Origin of the sequence: Nocardia niigatensis NBRC 100131, from assembly GCF_000308655.1 — a bacterium.
GTDB lineage: Bacteria > Actinomycetota > Actinomycetes > Mycobacteriales > Mycobacteriaceae > Nocardia > Nocardia niigatensis.
This window is the reverse complement of sequence record NZ_BAGC01000071.1, coordinates 128,240-145,410: the sequence shown is the minus strand read 5'-3', so window position 1 is coordinate 145,410 and position 17,171 is coordinate 128,240. Positions and strand designations below refer to the sequence as shown.

Genomic DNA, 17,171 nt, shown 5'->3' with positions numbered 1-17,171 from the left:
GAAGAAACAAAATCGGAGGCCACCTCACAGCTGAGGTGGCCTCCGACGAACCGAATTACTCGGCGGCAGTGACCTGCAGGTCGACCTTGGCGATCACATCGGGGTGCAGGTGCACCACGACACCGTGCTTACCGGTGCTCTTGATGTGGGCCTTCGGCAGTTCGATGCTGCGCTTGTCGACGACCGGTCCACCGGCGGCCTTGATGGCCGCGGCGACATCGGTGGCGGTGACCGAACCGAAGAGCTTGCCGGTGCCGGCGGTCTTGACCGCGAGCGACACACCGGTCAGGCCCTCGATGGCCTGCTTCAGCTCGTTGGCGTGGTCCAGGTCGCGCACGCGGCGGGCATCCTGCGCCCGGCGAATGCCCTCGACCTGCTTCTGCGCGCCACGGGTGGCGACAATCGCCAGACCGCGCGGCAGCAGGAAGTTGCGGCCGTAGCCGTCCTTGACCTCCACGGTGTCGCCGGGCGCACCGAGGTTGTCGACATCAGCGGTGAGGATGAGCTTCATTGCTGTGCCTTCCTTTCTCAGCGGGCGGTGGACACGTAAGGCAGCAGAGCGACCTCACGCGAGTTCTTCACGGCGACAGCGATATCGCGCTGGTGCTGGACGCAGTTGCCGGTCACCCGGCGAGCGCGGATCTTGCCACGATCGGACACGTACTTGCGCAGCAGCGCGGTGTCCTTGTAGTCGATCTTGGCGCCGGCCGTGTTGTTCTTCTTGCCAGCCTTGTCTTCCTTGCAGAAGGTGCAAGCCTTCTTCTTCAGCACCTTTTCGCGTGCCGGTGCTTTGGCCATGGTCTTTCAACTCCGTAATTTCGGGAACCCAGCCGTCGGGGCGGATTCCGGGGAAAGCCGTTGTCTAGAACGGCGGTTCGTCGTCCATCGCGCCGCCCCCGAAGGAGCCGGCCGCGGGGGCACTGCCCCACGGGTCGTCGCCGGCACTCTGGCCGCCACGACCCCCACCACTGCCACCACCGGAGAAGCCGCCGCCTTGCTGGCCGCCCTGGCCGCCACCGCCGAAGCCGCCGCCACCACCGCCACGGGTGGTCTTGTTGACTTTCGCGGTCGCGTACCGCAGGGAGGGACCCACCTCGTCGACCTCGAGTTCGACGACCGTGCGCTTCTCACCCTCACGGGTTTCGTAGGAGCGCTGCTTCAGTCGTCCGCTCACGATCACTCGCGAGCCACGGGTCAAGCTCTCGGCCACATTTTCCGCAGCTTCACGCCAGATGTTGCAGCGCAGGAAAAGCGCTTCGCCGTCTTTCCATTCATTGGTATTACGGTCGAACACACGGGGAGTCGACGCGACGGTGAAGTTCGCGACGGCCGCTCCCGCGGGCGTGAATCGAAGCTCGGGGTCCGCCGTCAGATTGCCGATGACGGTGATGACCGTGTCGCCTTGGGCCATGGTTCCTCCTGCTTTCCGGTGCAGTCCGCAATGCGCTCGCCCGTGCACACCCGATCATGGGCTGGGTGCACGGTTTGCCAGTCAGCCTAGAGACAGGCACCGACTGTTACGAGCGACGTTGCGGGAGGACTGGACTACTTCTTGTCGAGGCGCAGCACCTTGGTGCGCAGCACCGACTCGTTCAGACCCAGCTGGCGATCGAGTTCGCTGACGGTCTCGGACTTGGCGGTCAGGGTGACGACCGCGTAGATGCCCTCGGCCTGCTTGGCGATCTCGTAGGCGAGACGACGGCGGCCCCAGATGTCGACGTTGTCGACCTTGCCGCCCTCGGCACCGACAACACCCAACATGTTGTTCAGGTTCGGGCCGACGGTGCGCTCGTCCATTTGCGGATCGAGAATAACCATCACTTCATAATGACGCACGGACCTCATCACCTCCTGTGGACTGTGAACGGCCCACGGACTGTCCGTGGGCAGGAGGGTTCGTTGCGTCAGCAACCCGACTAGGCTACATGAGGGAACGCGGCGGTCCGCCGCGGGGTATCGAGGCCCTCGCCCCGCGTGTTCACGCGAGCGGAGGTTGCGCGGATAAAGAATGCGTGGCCTGCGAAATCGGGCCAGTCGAGAGTTTGAACAGGCGGACACGCCGACTGGAGACCTATGGTGGACCGCATGCCGAACCGACCCGTCGCCAGCGCAGCGGTCGCTCGCCGCGAGGTGGGCCGGTCGATGATCGCGGTCGCTTCTACGCTGGTGTGCGGGGTCACACTGTTGATCGCGTATGTGAACAAAGCGCGATGTGCCGGCGGGCCTTTCGAGGAGTCCGGTCGCAGCGCCATTTTCGATGTCGTCAAGGACTCGAATGTCTGCTATTCCGATATTCAGTACCTGTGGCTCGGTCGCGGCATCGACGAGCATGTCTTTCCGTATATCACCGGCGGCATCACACCCGACGGCCAGTTGACCGGCGGCGCGGTCGAATATCCGGTGCTGAGTGGTCTGCTCATGTGGATCGGCGGCATCGGCACGCACACCGACGCGGACTTCCTGCTGCACTCGGCGCTGTTGCTGGCCCCGTTCGCGCTGCTCACCGCGTATCTGCTGGCCCGGATGGCCGGTCCGGCGGCGCTGCTGTGGGCGGCTGGACCGCCATTGGTGCTGTATGCCTTTCACAACTGGGAACTGCCGGTGGTGGCCACCGCGGTCGCCGCCTTCTATGTGATGACGGTGCTGACGCGGTATTCCCTGCGGGACAGAGCGATAGCCGCGGCGGTATTCCTGGCCATCGGCTTCTGTTTCAAGCTGTATCCCGGAATCTTCGTGCTGCCATTGATCATTTACGTGCTGCTCGGGGAGAACCCGCTGCGGGAACGGCGTTTCGACGTGCGCGGCGCGCTCATGGTGGCCGGCACCGCCATCGGCACGGTGGTCGCGATCAATCTGCCGTTCGCGCTGGCGGGTTATGACGGCTGGCGCGCCTCGATCACCTTCCAGCAATTGCGTCAGGCCGATATCACCACGAATTCCCTGTGGTACTGGGGTTTACGGCCGCTGTTCGCCCAGACCGCCGAGGGTGAATCGACATTCCAATCGGTAGTGTCGGCGGCCTCGCCGCTACTGGTGGTGGCGTCCTTCGCGCTGGCCTGCTGGCTGGGCCGGCGGCGGTATCAGCTGGCGGGCGTGTATCCGTGGATCGGCGTCAGCGGCGCCATGCTGTGTGGATTCCTGTTGTTCCACAAGGTGCATTCGCCGCAGTACACGCTGTGGCTGATCCCGTTCCTGGTGCTGCTCGAGGTGCCGTGGAGCCTGATCGTCACCTATCTGCTGGCGGACGCGTGTATCGGGATCGGTGTCTTCCGCTACTTCTATGCCCTGGGCGCGGGTCACCGCGCCGGGTTCGAGCAGAACATCGTGCAGATCGGCGTGTGGGGCCGGGCCGTGTTGCTGGTGGCGTTCTTCTTCCTGTTCGTCAATGCCCGGGCGCGGTCAACCGGCCGGCTCGGTGTTCCGGGCGCGGAAAGCCTTGCTCTTGGCTCGGTTTCCGCAGATCGCCATATCGCACCAGCGGCGCGATCCGCCGCGTGACGTGTCGATGTAGAGGCGGGTGCAGGCGTCTCGCCCGCATTCCTTGATGCGCTCCCGGTCGGGGCCGCCGAGCAGTTCGATGGCGGAGCGCGCGATCGCCGCGAGTGCGGAATCGAGTGTCCCGCCGCGGTGCACGCTGCCGTCGGCGCGCAGGGTGAGCTCGGGCAGCGAGTCATGAGCGTGCTGGTTGACGAGTCGCCGGTCGGCGTCCGTGATGGGTCGGCCGTCGAGGGTGGCCAGCATCAGTCGCCAGGCGGCCTCGCGTAGTTTCACGGCCCGCGTGAGCGCGCCGGTGGCGTCGGGTGTGGTGTCGAGAATGCCCGCGGCCGTAACCCATTCCGCGAGTTCGTCATCGGTGGTGAGCAGCTCGCGGTAGGTGGTGCGCCGTTCCTGGGCCGTACCGATGAAGTTCAGCGCGAGATTGCCGCTGACGAACAGGTGTGGATCGGCGAAGCTGGACATGCCCTCATCGTAACCGCCTTGACAGGTTATGTAGAAGCCTGCCACGGTATAACCACCTGAACCGGTTACGGGCGTGGAGGAATCATGAACAACCGGCTTTTCGAAGTGGCGGGCCCGCCGGCCCTCATCCTCATGTGGAGCAGTGCCTTCATCGCCGGGATCATCGGCGTCGGCGCGGCGCCGCCCATGCTGGTGCTGTTCGCCCGCTTCGGCATCGCCGGCCTGCTGCTCATCGCCTACGCCCTGCTGGCCCGGGCGGTCTGGCCGCGCGGCAAGGACCTGGCCCACGCGCTGGTGGCGGGCCTGCTCATGCAGATGGTGCAGTTCGGCGCCTTCTACACCGCCATGCACGAGCACGTCACCGCCGCCGTCATCTCCCTGGTGCAGGGTCTGAGCCCCGTGGTGATCGCCGTATTCGCCGGTGGTCTGGGCGAATCCGTGAGCGCCCGGCAGTGGCTGGGCTTCGGGGTCGGCGGCCTGGGCGTCGGGCTGGCGGTCGTCGATCAGTCCAGCTTCTCGCCGGCGGGCCTGCTGCTGTGCGTGGTCGGCCTGCTCGGGCTGGCCCTCGGCACCGTGTACCAGAAGCGCTTCACCCCGGCGATCGATCCGCGCGCCGGTACCGCCCTGCACGTATCGGTCAGCGCGCCCTTCGCGGGCGCGATGGCCTTGGCGGGCGGCGACTTCCACATCGCGGACCCGGCCCGCTTCGCCGGTTCCATGGTCTGGATGGTGCTGGTGAATTCCATGGGCGCGTTCCTGCTGCTGAACACCATGCTGCAGCGCTGGGACACCACCCGCGTCAGCCGTTTCTTCTTCGCCATCCCGGCGGTCACCACGCTGATGGCCTGGCTGTTCATCGATCAGCCGCTGCACCCGTTGACGGTCGCGGGCCTGGGCGTCGGCCTGATCGGCATGGTGCTGGCCTCGCGCGAGCCGGCCCCGGTGAGCAACCGCGGCTCGCTACGGCAGCCGGTGCGGGCCTGACGGTGGCGGCGGCCTCCGCACGGCAGACTGAAACGCATGCTGCACCTGCGGATCCTGGCCCCTGCCACCCTGACCGACGAGATTCTCGACATACTCGGGAACGACGACGCGGTAACCGGATTGGTCGCGTTGCGCGGAGCGGTGATTCGCCCCGCCGGCGATCTGGTCACCGCGCAACTGGCCCGCGAAGCCGCCAACGACGTGGTGCAGAAGCTGCGTGATCTGCGGGTGCATCAGCTGGGCAGTATGGAGCTCGAGCAGGTCGGAACCTGGTTGTCGCGTAGTGGTTTCGAGGCCGAGATCCGTACGCCGGGCAGCAGCGCCGACGCGGTGGTCTGGGCGGAGGTGGCTCAGCGGGCCTATGAGGAGACCGAGCTCAATTGGACCTACCTGAGCTTCCTCGCCCTGGCCACGACGATCGCGAGCATTGCCATCGTGACGGACTCGCAGATCCTGACCGTTGGCGCCATGGTGCTGGGGCCCGAGTTCGGTCCCATCGCGGCCCTGGGGGTGGCGCTGGTGCGGCGGCGATTCGTGCTGCTGCGCTTGGCGCTTCGCACGCTGGTGGCCGGATTCGCAGCGGCCATCGGCATCACCATCCTGCTGGCCCTCGCGGCCCGGGGCCTGGGCTGGATCAGCCTTGCCGACATCGCGGGCCCGCGACCCGCGACCGGCTTCATCTACACCCCGGACAAATGGTCGTTCATCGTGGCGGTGGTGGCCGGTGCGGCCGGCGTGCTGTCCATCACCTCGGCCAAATCTCTCGGCCTCGCAGGCGTTTTCATCTCGGTCACGACGGTCCCCGCCGCCGGCAATATCGCGCTCGGCGTGGCCTTCGGCAATGGGTCCGCGGTGTGGGGCAGTGCGGCACAGCTACTGATCAATATCGCCGGCATGGCTCTGGCGGGCTGGGCGACGCTGGTCGTCCAGCAGATGGTGTGGTCGCGGGTGTCGCTGCGGCGGGCGCGGCATCAGGTCACGCCCCGCCGCATGCTCTGATCAGCCGACCGGCGCGTTCTCCGGTTGCTCGGCGTCCTCGCCTTCGCCCTCCGCCGCGGCCTCGCGGCGATTGCGGATCACGCTGGTGAGGAAGGCCGCTCCGATGAACGCCACGCCCACCAGACCGCTGATCACCTCGTTGACGTGCACGCCGATGGTGATGAGCAGGATGACCGCCAGTGCGCCGATGGCCCAGAACGCGCCGTGCTCGAGGTACACGTACTCGGAGAGCGTGCCCTTGCGCACCAGGTAGACGGTGATGGACCGGACGAACATGGCGCCGATCAGGCCCAGGCCCAGGGCAATCAGGATCGGGTCGGAGGTGATGGCGAACGCGCCGATCACGCCGTCGAAGGAGAACGAGGCGTCGAGCACTTCCAGGTACAGGAACAAGAAGAACGCCGCCTTGCCGGTCGCCTTCACCACGGCGGAGGGCCCGCCGCCCGTCGCTTCCTCGGCGTGCTCCTCGGCATGGAACAGGGAGCCGAGCCCGTCGACCAGGATGTAGGTCACCACGCCCAGGATGCCGGCCAGTAGCACGGTGGACCGGTCGCCGTCGGCCGCAATGAATTCCGCCGCGATCACGAGGCCGGCCAGGGTCAGCACCACCGCGAGCATGTCGAGTTTGCCGAGCTTGGCCAGCGGGCGTTCGAACCAGTCCAGCCAGGTGACCTCGCGCTCCTCGAGGATGAAGCTGAAGAACAGCAGCAGCAGGAACGCGCCGCCGAAGGCCGCGATCTGCGGGTGCGCGTCGGTGAGCAGCTTCTCGTAGGAGGGGCTGCCGTCGGCGAAGGTGAGCGCCCCGTCAGCGGGCGGGTTCATGGCCAGGTCGAAGGCGCGTACCGGAGTGAGGCCGGCCGTGATCCACACGATGGCCAGCGGAAACACCAGGCGCATACCGAAAACGGCGATGACGACGCCGACGGTGAGGAAGATGCGCTGCCAGAATTCGCTCATCCGCTGCAGGATGCTGGCGTTGATGACCGCGTTGTCGAAGGACAGCGAGACCTCGAGGATGCCCAGGATCGCGCACAGCAGCAGCGCGGTGGGGCCGCCATACACGAGGGCCGCGATCAGCGACAGTACGGTGACGATGATGGAGAGGCCGAATATTCGCACCGCAGCGAGCCTTTCGTGGTGGTGGGGTCGGTGGGCGGTCGGACACACGAAGAGGGCTCGTGCGACCGAGCCCTCTTCGTGTCGCTAGCTGTTGAATTCAGACATTGACGCCGAAGTCGCGAGCGATGCCCGCGAGGCCGGAGGCGTAGCCCTGGCCGATCGCACGGAACTTCCACTCACCATTGTTGCGGTAGAGCTCGCCGAACACCATGGCGGTCTCGGTGGAAGCGTCCTCGGACAGGTCGTAGCGGGCGAGCTCGGCGCCGTTGGAGCGGTCCACGACCCGGATGTAGGCATTGCGGACCTGCCCGAAGCTCTGGCCGCGCGAGTCCGCGTCGTAGATCGAGACCGGGAAGAAGATGGACTCGATGGCCGGCGGCGTGTTCGCCAGGTCGATGTTGATGACCTCGTCGTCGCCTTCGCCCTCACCGGTGAGGTTGTCGCCGGTGTGCACGATGCTGCCCTCGGGGGACTGCAGGTTGTTGAAGAACACGAAATGCTTGTCCGACAGCGCCTTCTTCTCGGCGCCGGTCGCGATGGCGCTGGCGTCCAGGTCGAAGTCGGTGCCGGTGGTGGTGCGGACGTCCCAGCCGAGGCCGACGGCGACCTGGGTCAGGTTCGGAGCCTGCTTGGTCAGTGAAACGTTGCCGCCCTTGGACAAACTGACACCCATTGCGGGAATCCTTCCGTTGTAAAGCGTTTGAAGCGTTTCTTTGCTAACGGCGTGTCCTGCTTGTCGGTTCCGCCGACTCGACAGTAATGGTTTTCCCAAGTCTTGGGTAGGGAAGGGTCAACGCGAGTCTGCGGAAGCAACTGTCATATGACAGATTTTCACAACCCCTCGCCGTTGTCGCCCCAACGGGCCGGTTCTCCTAACATCGGGGGCGTGGCAGGCCGTCGACGCGGATGGTTCCGGGCACCCCGGAACAACGAATGGGTGCAGCAGGCCCGGCAGGTACTGACGACCGCATTCCTGGATATGGACCAGCGGCAGACCATCGCCGAGGCAGCCGTCACCGCGTCGGCCGCGCTGTTCCCCGAGCGCGGCATGGCCGCGCGCTGGGAACCCGTGCGCGCCCGCTGCTATGACGCGTCGGGCGCCTACCTTGCCCTCAACGACCGGCTGGACCAGGCCGAACGCGAGGACGGCGCGCCCGTCCCGCAGCCCGAGATCGACGCCGTCATCCGGCGGCTGGCCGACGCCGCCCGCGCGGTCGACGAGTTCTACCGCGGCAACCAGCCGCACCTCGAACACGCGGTCGCGGTGTTCGGGTCGGTGCCGCAACTGGTCTCGCAGGTGCGCGCGCAGGCCACGCAGCTGCGGCAGGCCGCCGACGCCTCACCGCACGCCGCCTATCCCTCGATCCGGCAATGCGCGGCCGCCGTGGATGAGGGACTGCTCACACTCGAGGCCGCGGTGGCCGCCGGCGCCGGCGGCGCCACCCGCGACGCCGCGACCCGGCTCGAGACGCTGAACCGCGACCTGTCCAGTGCCCTGGAAGCCGCACCCGGCAAACAGCATTCGGCCACCACCGCGCTCGCCTCCGCAGCCACCCGGCTCGATGCCGCTCGCAACCGCCTGGACCGCGTCGCGCCGGCCATGTCGGCGCTGCTGCGCGAATTCGCGGCTGCGTCGTCGAACGATTTGGCCAACAATGAGCGACAAGCCCGGGAGGCCGTCGAGGCCGCCGACGCGGATCTGGCCCGCGCCCGGGCCGCCCTGGCCAACCACGACCCGGAGGACGCGCTCGACCTGACCACCACCGCCCGCGCCCACCTCGCCACCGCCGAGGAGCGCGCCGAGACCGTGACCGATCGGCTCGCCGTGCTGCGCGCGGTCCGCGACCAGCCGGCCGAACGCGCCAAGGCCGTCCGCTTCAAACTGCGCGACGCGCAGATGCTCGCGGTCAACAAAGGCGTCGTCCCGCAATGGGGTTCGGTGCTCGACGCCCAGGCCGAACGCCTGGATCGCGCGAGCGCGGGCCTGACCGGACGCCACCCCGACTACTGGGCCTACGTGTCCGAACTCGACGCCATCTCCGCGTTCGTCGCCGGAGTGGTCGAGCGCATGCGAAATACCGACAGATAGACCGAAAGTCAGCAGGAGGACGACCGCGACGATGACCGCGATGATCACCAGCGATCCGGATGTCGCGCCGGTCTCACTGCGGAAACGCTTCCCGCTGCGGCATTTCCGGCAGGTGCCCGGCCCGGAGCTACGGCGGCTGTTCCACCGGCTGCCCGAACCCTTCGGCGGCTCCGGCGACCCCCACCTGCTCGCCATGGCGCTGGGCGCGACCCTCTACGTGCCCGCCACCCGGCCCGAACTCACCGCCACCATCCTGCGCCGCGCCGAACGCGGCGTGTGCTCGATGGTCATCGACCTCGAGGACGCGGTCGCCGACCACGACGTCGAATACGGGAAGTCGCAGGCCGCGCGGACGATCGACGAGCTGGCCGGCACCGGCGAGGCCTACCCGCTGCTGTTCGTACGGGTCCGCGACCCGCACAGCATCGGCGAGATCGCCGACCGGCTCGGGCCCGGCGCGGCGGCGCTCACCGGATTCGTGCTGCCCAAGTTCGACAGCTCCTGCGCGGCCGACTACCTGCACGCGCTCGGCCTGACCTCGCAACGCCTGGGCCGCACCGTCTTCGGAATGCCGGTGCTGGAATCCCCCGCGCTCGTGCACCGTGAGACCCGCGACCGCGAACTCCGGCGCATCGGCGCGCTGCTCGCCGAGCATCGCGAGCGGATCCTGGCCGTGCGGATCGGGGCCACGGATATGTGCTCCACCTTCGGGATTCGCCGCGACCGCGACCTGACCATCTACGACGTGCGCGTGATCGCGGACGTGATCGCCGACATCGTCAACTATCTGGGGCGCGCCGACGGCACCGGATTCACCATCACCGGCCCGGTCTGGGAGTACTTCGCCGACCACGCCCGCATGTTCCGGCCGCTGCTGCGCACCTCGCCCTTCGCCGAGGTGGACGCCGTGCCCTTCCGGCAGTCACTGGTCAGCCGCGACATGGACGGGCTGCTGCGGGAGATCACGCTCGACCGGGCCAATGGAATCCAGGGCAAGACCGTCATCCATCCCTCGCATGTGGCCGTCGTGCACGCCCTGTCGATCGTCACGCACGAGGAATACGCCGACGCCCTCGACATTCTCAGCACCGGCGCGGGCGGCGTCGCCGCCTCCGAGTACCGCAACAAGATGAACGAAATGCGCCCGCACCGCAGCTGGGCACACCAGATCATGCTGCGCGCCAAGGTGTTCGGCGTCGCCAATCAAGGAGTCTCCTTCGTGGACCTGCTCAAGGCCCTGGTCGAATCGTGACCGCCGACCCCGCCCTACCCTGGGCCACCCGACACCTCGGGCTCACCCTCCGCCACACCGATTCCTTACTCCCGGAACCTGATTGGCGCGTCGACACCCTGGTCGAACCGGGCCTCCGCCGCAACCCTCGCCGCGCCCACCTGCTGGTCTCGACCGTGCTGGGAAAGCACCTCCCCACCGACCCCCATCGCGTCCTCGATGCGGGCAACCGCCTCGGCGACCTGGTGCGCGAGCTGCTCTCCTCTCGCCCCGGCGGATTCCCGAGCACCTCCGCCGAAGACTCTGCGCCGCAACCCTTCGGCCCGGACACCTCCGATCGTGCGGCGCAGTCGGCCCGATCCGAGATGGGAGCTGTTGCACCGCAGCCGGATTGGTCGGTATCCACCGCGGTGGTGCTGGGCTTCGCCGAAACCGCGACCGGACTCGGCCACACCGTGGCGGCCCGCATCGGCGCGCGGTGCTACCTGCACTCCACCCGCCGTGACGTGCCCACCGCCGAAACTCTCGCCGGTTTCGAGGAGGGCCATTCACACGCCACCTCCCACCTGCTGCAGCCGATGCCCGCCACGGTTTTCCACAACGACCTGCCCATGGTCCTGGTGGACGACGAGATCTCCACCGGTGCAACCGCTCTGGACGCCATCCGGGCCCTGCACGCGCACACCCCCCGCAGCCACTACATCCTGGCCTCCCTGGTGGACATGCGCACCGAGACCGACCGCCGCGCCTTCGCCGCGGCCGCCGCCGAACTCGGCGCCCGCATCGACACCGTCTGCCTGGCCCGCGGCAGCACCCACCTGCCGGCCGGCCTCGTCGACGCCGTCACCGCGCTGCCCGAACCGGTCCTCAACCCGATCGCGGATCGGACCGGCGCCTGCCTCCGCGTCGAACTGCCCTGGCCGCACCAGGTTCCCGAGGGCGGCCGCCACGGTTTCCTCGACACCGACGCCGCGCCCTTCGAGACGGCGCTCAGCGAGGTGGTGGCCGAGCTGACACGGGCGCTCGCGGCCATGACCGACGGCCCGGACCCGCAACGCCCGGTGATCGTCATCGCCCACGAAGAACTCATGTACCTGCCGCTGCGCATCGCCGCGGCCCTGGCCGATGCGGGCACTCCGGCTCGCTATCAGACCACGACGCGCTCCCCGGCGTATGTCCTCGATGAGCCCGGCTATCCCCTGCGCCGTGGATTCCGTTTCACCGCACCAGAATCCGGCGAGAGCGCCCCGCGATTCCTGTACAACGCCAGCTGGCCCGAGCCCTCGCCCGGCGCCCGCGATCATGCGGCAGCCGATCGGCAGCACCCCGGCCTCGACGGCCGGTCCGATCGACAGGCGGACCCGATCCTGCTCGTCATCGTCGATCGACCCGCCGACACCGGACGGCTCACGGCCGCGGGCGGACTCATCGACGTGCTGACCGCCTCCGGCGCCGACGTGATGTTGGCCGTACTACCCGGCGCGGACCCACGTGCGCTCGTCGCCGGCCGCCCGCGCCGCTCCGGACCTGACTCGGGCCCGACCGCCTCGGCGAGCGACACCCGAGGGCACGCGGCCCTCCGGCACAACGGATTCCAGCGGGCCGCGAGGTCCACTGCCGTGGTCACCCCAGCGGCGAAAATCGATATGCCCGATGCGCGTGGCACGTCTCGGCCCGGGGCTGTGGGGGCCGGCTTGCCGGGGCCGTTGCACGGGCCCGAATTCGGATCGTATGCGTGCGACGAGGTGAGCTGGCTGCTCACCGATCTGTCGGACGAGGCGCTGGAAGCCGATGTGGCGGAACGCGAGCGGCGGATTCAGGCCGGGGTGGCGCACTACGCGGAGTCGCTGCCGGTGGAGTATCAGCCGGACGCGGAGTATCGGGCGTTGTTCGAGCGGGTGCTCGCGGAGAGTGCCGAGCGGCTGGCGCTGGCGGTGGCCACGGTGTCGGAGTTGGTGATCGCGGAGCGAGGCAGCGATGTGGTGCTGGCGTCGCTGGCTCGGGCGGGGACGCCGGTCGGGGTGCTCATGCGGCGGTGGCTGGCCACCCGGGGCATCGAGACGCCGCACTACGCCGTGTCGATCGTCCGGGATCGGGGCATCGACGATGTCGCGCTGGATTACCTTGCCCGGCACCATGATCCGGCACAGGTCGTGTTCGTGGACGGGTGGACCGGCAAGGGTGCGATCACCAAGGAGCTCGCCGCGGCGCTGGACGCGTACGCGGCCGCGGGTGGGGCGCGGTTCAACGACGATCTCGCGGTGCTCGCCGATCCGGGTGGCAGCGTGCGGACCTTCGGCACCCGCGACGACTTCCTCATCGCCTCTGCATGCCTGAATTCGACTGTGTCGGGCCTGGTTTCACGAACCGTGCTCAACCCCGGCCTGATCGGGCCGGGGCAGTTCCACGGGGCCAAGTTCTATCGCGAGCTCGCGGATCAGGATGTGTCCAACCATCTGCTGGATGCGGTCACCGCGTGTTTCGACCGGGTGCGGCCGCTGGCGGACGCGCGGGTACAGGCCCTGCTGAACGCCGACCGTACCCCCACCTGGGCGGGTTGGGCGTCGGTGGAGAAAGTGCGCGCCGAATACGGGATCTCCAGTGCGAATTTCGTGAAACCCGGTGTGGGAGAGACGACCCGGGTGCTGTTGCGCCGGGTGCCGTGGCGCGTGCTGGTGCGGGATCCACAGGCGCCGGAACACGCGCATATCCGCCTGCTCGCCGCGGCACGCGGTGTGCGGGTCGAGACGGTGCCGGATTTGGCGTATGCCTGTATCGGGTTGATCAAGGAAGTGAAGGGGTAGCCGGTGCGGCAGCACGGGATGATGGTGGCGACCGATCTGGATCGCACGGTGATCTACACGCGAGCGGCCTTCGGGAACGCCGAACCGGAGACGGTGTGCGTGGAACACCATGAGGGACAGCCGCTGTCGTACATGACGGTCGTCGCGGCCCAGCGGCTCAGCAGGCTCGCCTCGGCGGCGGCGCTGGTTCCGGTCACCACCCGCACCATCGAGCAGTACCACCGGGTCCGGCTGCCCGGCGGGCCGCCGCCCTACGCGGTCACCAGCAACGGCGGCACCATCCTGCGCAACGGGCTCCCCGACCGGCGCTGGCGTTCCGCGCTGGACGCGCGGGTGCGCGCCGAATGCGCCACCCTGATCGAGGTGCGCGCGGAACTGCGTGCGCGCGTGGACGAATCCTTCGCGCTGCGCCTGCGCGAGGCCGACGACCTGTTCTGCTATCTGGTGGTGGACCCGTTTCGGGTGCCCGACGGCTTCCTCGCCGAGTGGGACGCCTGGTGCCGTCCGCGCGGCTGGACGGTCTCCCAGCAGGGCCGCAAGATCTACACCATGCCCGCGCCGGTCTGCAAGAGCCGTGCGGTGCAGGAGGTCCGCCGGCGCCTGCTGGACGCCGGCGAACTGCACCCCGAATCGCCCCTGCTGGCCGCCGGCGACGGCGCGCTGGACGCCGAGATGCTGCGCACCGCGGACGTCGCCATCCGGCCCCGCCACGGCGAACTGGAACAGCGGAACTGGAACCATCCGCGCGTGGCCGTCACCGCGGCGTCGGGCATCCGCGCCGCGGAGGAGATCCTCGACTACTTCCTGCGGGTCCGGTCCTGATCAGCGCCAGCCGGCCAGCAGCGTGTTCGCCGACTCGGTGAGGGCGCGCTGGAAGAACGGGCCGAAACTGACCCGTGCCACGCCGAGTTCGGCGAAATAGGCCGGGGCGCCCTGATCGGGCACGCCGATGGCGTTGACCGGCAGCGGCAGTTCCGAGGTGAGCGTGCGCTGCACGTCCGGCTGGTGCCGGCCCACCGGGTACAGCACGTCCGCGCCCGCCTCGGCGGCCAGCCGCAGCCGGGTGAGCGCGCTCGCCAGCCGCTCCTCCGGGGCGCCGGTGTCCGGGCGCAGGAACACGTCGGTGCGGGCATTGATCACCACGTGCACGCCGGTGGCGTCCGCGGCGGCGCGCAGCTCGGCGACCAGGTCGGCGTGCTCCTGCGGGGTGCGCAGCCGCCCGCCCTCACTGTGCACGGAGTCCTCGAGATTGAAGCCGATCGCGCCCGCCTCGAGCAGGCCCTCGATGATCCGGGACGGCTTCTCCGCGTACCCGGACTCCAGGTCGACCGATACCGGAATGTCCACGGTGGCGGTGATCTCGCGGACCCGGCCCAGCACGTCGGCGAAGGTCATGCCCTCCTGGTCGCGCTTGCCCATGGAGTCGGCGAGCGGGTGGCTGCCGATGGTGAGCGCACTGAAACCGGCGTCCTGCACGAGCTTCGCGGACCAGGAATCCCAGACCGTCGGCAGGATCACGGGATCGCCGGGCCGGTGCAGGGACAGGAACGTCGTGGCTTTCTCAGCGAGGCTGGTCATGATCTCGATTCTCGGTCAGGGCGCGCACTTTCGCGACCGCCCGCGCCGCGTCGGGTCCGGCGGCACTGACCTCGAGCAGCTGGCCGGGCAGCACGCCGAGGGTGAGTACCCGGGTCAGGCTGTCGCCCGGGACGGGACCGACGCCGGTGGTGGCATTGCGCAGGGCCACCACCGCCTCGAGATCGCGCAGGGCCGAGACCAGTTCGGCGGCCGGGCGGGCGTGCAGGCCGTGTTCGTTCGTCACCTCGACGACTTCGACGATCGCGGAATCATCCACCGGCTTCACACCTGTGGATGACTGTGGATCACCGGCGACCCCGGCCTCGCCGAGCTGGGCCCGCTTGGCGGCCAGGGCATTCTCGGCCTCCCGCGCGACCGCGCTCAGATCGGCGCCGCCACCGGCCGCGGCGAGTGCCGCCACCAGGCCCTCGACCAGCGGGCCGGCGGAAAGCCGCACGGCGATGGGGGATTCGAGCAGATCCAGCGCGGTCTGCGCGGACAGTATCGCGCTGCCCAGATCCATCAGCACCAGCACGCCGTCACCGGAATCGGCGGCGGTGATCGCCTCGGCGACCGCGACCGCATCCGTCCCCAATTCGGTGCCGGACACTCCCGCCGAGATGCGCACGGGCACACCCTGATCGGGCAGTAGTCCGGCGGCGAGCGCCACCACGGCCTCGGCCAGCGCCCGGCTGTGCGACACCACCACCAGGCCGATCACCGCAGTGCCTGTCTCGCGGCCCGGACCAGCAGCGCCGCGCTGGTGGCACCCGGATCCTGGTGTCCCGCACTGCGTTCGCCCAGATACGAGGCTCGTCCCTTGCGTGCGACCAGGGGAGTGGTGGCGTCCCGCCCGGCCTCCGCGGCGGTCACCGCGGCGTCGAGGACCTGTCGCGCCGACGCGGCGCCCGCCACCTGCTCGTCGAGGGCGTCCGCCGCGGGCCCGAGTGCGTCGACCATGGTCTTGTCCCCGGGCTCGGCCTTCCCGCGCGCGATCACACCGTCCAGCCCGGCGCGGAACGCGCGCGCGAAATCGGCGATTTCGGAACCGCTTTCGATCGATCCGGCGAAGCGAAGGAAGAAGGTCCCGAACAATGGGCCGCTGGCGCCGCCGATGGTGCGGATCAGCACCATCGCCGTCTGCTTGCAGATCTCCCCGGGAGTGTCGGGAGTCGAATCATTCAGCGCCGCAACAGCAGCCGTCATGCCCCGCTGCATATTCGTGCCGTGGTCGGCGTCGCCGATGGCCGCGTCGAGCGCCGTCAGCTGCGTGGCGTTCGCGTCCACCAGCTCGCCGAACCCGCGCACCCACGCGGCCGCGTCCACCATCGTCATCACAGGCCCCACCGCAGCGCCGGCGTCCGCACGGGCGCGTCCCACAGCGCCGTCAGCTCCTCGTCCAGCCTGGTCAGGGTGATCGAGCAGCCCGCCATCTCGAGCGCGGTGATGTACGGGCCGACCAGCGAACGCTCGATGTGGATCCCGTGCCCGCGCAGGATCTGCGATACCTCGTCGAACATCACATAGAGCTCGATCAGCGGCGTTCCGCCCATCCCGTTGAGGAAGCAGAGCACTCGATCACCCTGAGTGAAGGGCAGATCCGCGAGGATCGGCTCCAGCAGCATCTGCGCCACATCCCGCGCCGGGGCCAGCGGCACCCGCACCCGCCCGGGTTCGCCGTGGATGCCGATGCCGATCTCCATCTGGTGCTCGCCCAGCTCGAAGGTCGGATGCCCGACCGCCGGGACCGTGCACGAGGTCAGCGCCATGCCCATACTGCGCGAATTCGCGTTCACCGCCGCCGCTACGCGCGCCACCTCCGCCAGCGGCCGGCCCTGTTCCGCGGCCGCGCCCGCCATCTTCTCCAGGATCACCGTCGCGCCCACCCCCCGCCGCCCGGCGGTGTAGAGGCTGTCCTGCACGGCCACATCGTCGTCGACCACCACCGACCGCACCTCGATACCGGTCTCAGCGGCCGTCAGCTCCGCGGCCATCTCGAAGTTCATGACATCGCCGGTGTAGTTCTTCACGATGTGCAGCACGCCCGCTCCGGCGTCCACCGCGGCGGTGGCGGCCTGGATCTGATCGGGCACCGGCGAGGTGAAGATCTCCCCCGGACAGGCCGCGTCCAGCATGCCGAGCCCGACGAACCCGCCGTGCAGCGGCTCGTGACCGGAACCGCCGCCCGAGACCAGGCCCACCTTTCCCGCCACCGGCGCGTCGGCGCGCACCACGATGCGCTGCTTCACATCCACCCGCAGCCCGGGATGCGCCGCGGCCATCCCGGCCAGCGCGGCCCCCACCACGTCGGCCGGATCATTGATGAGCTTCTTCACCGAAATCTCCCCTCGGAAGGCCGGTTCGGGTTCCTGCCAGCCAGAGTCGCACCGCCGGTGCGGCTTCGGTG

General features: G+C 68.9%; 18 protein-coding genes. 7 read left to right on the top strand and 11 right to left on the bottom strand.

All coding sequences use genetic code 11. The annotated features are described in order from the left end of the window. Positions 1 to 55 precede the first annotated feature (55 nt). The 4 genes from rplI to rpsF all read right to left on the bottom strand — a co-directional run bounded on the left by rplI (position 56) and on the right by rpsF (position 1,836). On the bottom strand, positions 56 to 511 hold the full coding sequence (rplI, locus tag ON33_RS29960; protein WP_040862455.1) for a 50S ribosomal protein L9: 456 nt from the start codon (positions 509 to 511) through the stop codon (positions 56 to 58). A gap of 17 nt (positions 512 to 528) precedes the next feature. Next, positions 529 to 798: a 30S ribosomal protein S18 gene (rpsR, locus tag ON33_RS29955; RefSeq protein WP_040814320.1), complete on the bottom strand. Its 270-nt coding sequence runs from the start codon at positions 796 to 798 to the stop codon at positions 529 to 531. Between the two features lie 64 nt (positions 799 to 862). Further along, positions 863 to 1,411: a single-stranded DNA-binding protein gene (locus ON33_RS29950; protein ID WP_040862454.1), complete on the bottom strand. Its 549-nt coding sequence runs from the start codon at positions 1,409 to 1,411 to the stop codon at positions 863 to 865. Positions 1,412 to 1,545: 134 nt separating this feature from the next. Further along, positions 1,546 to 1,836 (bottom strand): 30S ribosomal protein S6, encoded by a 291-nt coding sequence (gene rpsF, locus ON33_RS29945; RefSeq protein WP_083869414.1) that lies wholly within the window; start codon positions 1,834 to 1,836, stop codon positions 1,546 to 1,548. A 249-nt stretch (positions 1,837 to 2,085) separates the two neighbouring features. Between rpsF and ON33_RS29940 the strand changes: the two genes are divergently transcribed. Further along, the gene (locus ON33_RS29940; RefSeq protein WP_157184783.1) at positions 2,086 to 3,498 is read left to right on the top strand and encodes a glycosyltransferase family 87 protein; all 1,413 of its coding nucleotides are present in this window, start codon (positions 2,086 to 2,088) and stop codon (positions 3,496 to 3,498) included. On the opposite strand, the gene ON33_RS29935 is transcribed toward ON33_RS29940, so the two are convergent. Next, positions 3,400 to 3,960, bottom strand: a complete 561-nt coding sequence (locus tag ON33_RS29935; protein ID WP_040862452.1) for a CGNR zinc finger domain-containing protein — start codon at positions 3,958 to 3,960, stop codon at positions 3,400 to 3,402. The two genes, ON33_RS29940 and ON33_RS29935, sit on opposite strands and share 99 nt — an antisense overlap. Positions 3,961 to 4,044: 84 nt before the next feature. Between ON33_RS29935 and ON33_RS29930 the strand changes: the two genes are divergently transcribed. Both ON33_RS29930 and ON33_RS29925 read left to right on the top strand, forming a co-directional pair. Continuing rightward, positions 4,045 to 4,944 (top strand): DMT family transporter, encoded by a 900-nt coding sequence (locus tag ON33_RS29930; RefSeq protein ID WP_063711092.1) that lies wholly within the window; start codon positions 4,045 to 4,047, stop codon positions 4,942 to 4,944. A 36-nt stretch (positions 4,945 to 4,980) separates the two neighbouring features. After that, positions 4,981 to 5,943, top strand: a complete 963-nt coding sequence (locus ON33_RS29925) for a DUF389 domain-containing protein (RefSeq protein ID WP_040862451.1) — start codon at positions 4,981 to 4,983, stop codon at positions 5,941 to 5,943. Here ON33_RS29925 and ON33_RS29920 read toward each other — a convergent pair whose 3' ends face one another. Continuing rightward, positions 5,944 to 7,062 carry a DUF475 domain-containing protein gene (locus tag ON33_RS29920; RefSeq protein ID WP_040862450.1) on the bottom strand — a complete coding sequence of 373 codons (1,119 nt, stop codon included), beginning with the start codon at positions 7,060 to 7,062 and terminating at the stop codon, positions 5,944 to 5,946. It lies immediately after the preceding gene. A 97-nt stretch (positions 7,063 to 7,159) separates the two neighbouring features. Continuing rightward, positions 7,160 to 7,735: a TerD family protein gene (locus ON33_RS29915; RefSeq protein ID WP_040862449.1), complete on the bottom strand. Its 576-nt coding sequence runs from the start codon at positions 7,733 to 7,735 to the stop codon at positions 7,160 to 7,162. 213 nt (positions 7,736 to 7,948) lie between these two features. Between ON33_RS29915 and ON33_RS29910 the strand changes: the two genes are divergently transcribed. From ON33_RS29910 to ON33_RS29895, 4 genes are read left to right on the top strand one after another with little or no spacing between them, the layout of a single operon-like run. Next, positions 7,949 to 9,151, top strand: coding sequence for a hypothetical protein (locus ON33_RS29910; protein WP_051153065.1), 1,203 nt, complete (start codon positions 7,949 to 7,951; stop codon positions 9,149 to 9,151). A 40-nt stretch (positions 9,152 to 9,191) separates the two neighbouring features. Next, positions 9,192 to 10,403, top strand: coding sequence for an HpcH/HpaI aldolase/citrate lyase family protein (locus tag ON33_RS29905; protein WP_085996863.1), 1,212 nt, complete (start codon positions 9,192 to 9,194; stop codon positions 10,401 to 10,403). Further along, positions 10,400 to 13,186 (top strand): phosphoribosyltransferase, encoded by a 2,787-nt coding sequence (locus ON33_RS39130; RefSeq protein ID WP_063711091.1) that lies wholly within the window; start codon positions 10,400 to 10,402, stop codon positions 13,184 to 13,186. Before ON33_RS29905 ends, ON33_RS39130 begins: the two co-directional genes overlap by 4 nt. Before the next feature lie 18 nt (positions 13,187 to 13,204). Continuing rightward, positions 13,205 to 14,008: a haloacid dehalogenase gene (locus ON33_RS29895; RefSeq protein ID WP_040862627.1), complete on the top strand. Its 804-nt coding sequence runs from the start codon at positions 13,205 to 13,207 to the stop codon at positions 14,006 to 14,008. On the opposite strand, the gene ON33_RS29890 is transcribed toward ON33_RS29895, so the two are convergent. The 4 genes from ON33_RS29890 to dhaK are packed head-to-tail and all read right to left on the bottom strand — an operon-like array spanning position 14,009 to position 17,100. After that, on the bottom strand, positions 14,009 to 14,767 hold the full coding sequence (locus ON33_RS29890) for an isocitrate lyase/PEP mutase family protein (RefSeq protein ID WP_174391590.1): 759 nt from the start codon (positions 14,765 to 14,767) through the stop codon (positions 14,009 to 14,011). Then, positions 14,748 to 15,485: a dihydroxyacetone kinase phosphoryl donor subunit DhaM gene (gene dhaM / locus ON33_RS29885; RefSeq protein WP_040862447.1), complete on the bottom strand. Its 738-nt coding sequence runs from the start codon at positions 15,483 to 15,485 to the stop codon at positions 14,748 to 14,750. The genes ON33_RS29890 and dhaM overlap by 20 nt, the downstream gene beginning before the upstream one ends. Further along, positions 15,482 to 16,099 carry a dihydroxyacetone kinase subunit DhaL gene (gene dhaL / locus ON33_RS29880; protein WP_040862446.1) on the bottom strand — a complete coding sequence of 206 codons (618 nt, stop codon included), beginning with the start codon at positions 16,097 to 16,099 and terminating at the stop codon, positions 15,482 to 15,484. The genes dhaM and dhaL overlap by 4 nt, the downstream gene beginning before the upstream one ends. Beyond that, a complete protein-coding gene (gene dhaK, locus ON33_RS29875) occupies positions 16,099 to 17,100 on the bottom strand; it encodes a dihydroxyacetone kinase subunit DhaK (RefSeq protein WP_040862445.1) in 1,002 nt (333 codons plus the stop codon). Before dhaK ends, dhaL begins: the two co-directional genes overlap by 1 nt. Positions 17,101 to 17,171 lie beyond the last annotated feature (71 nt).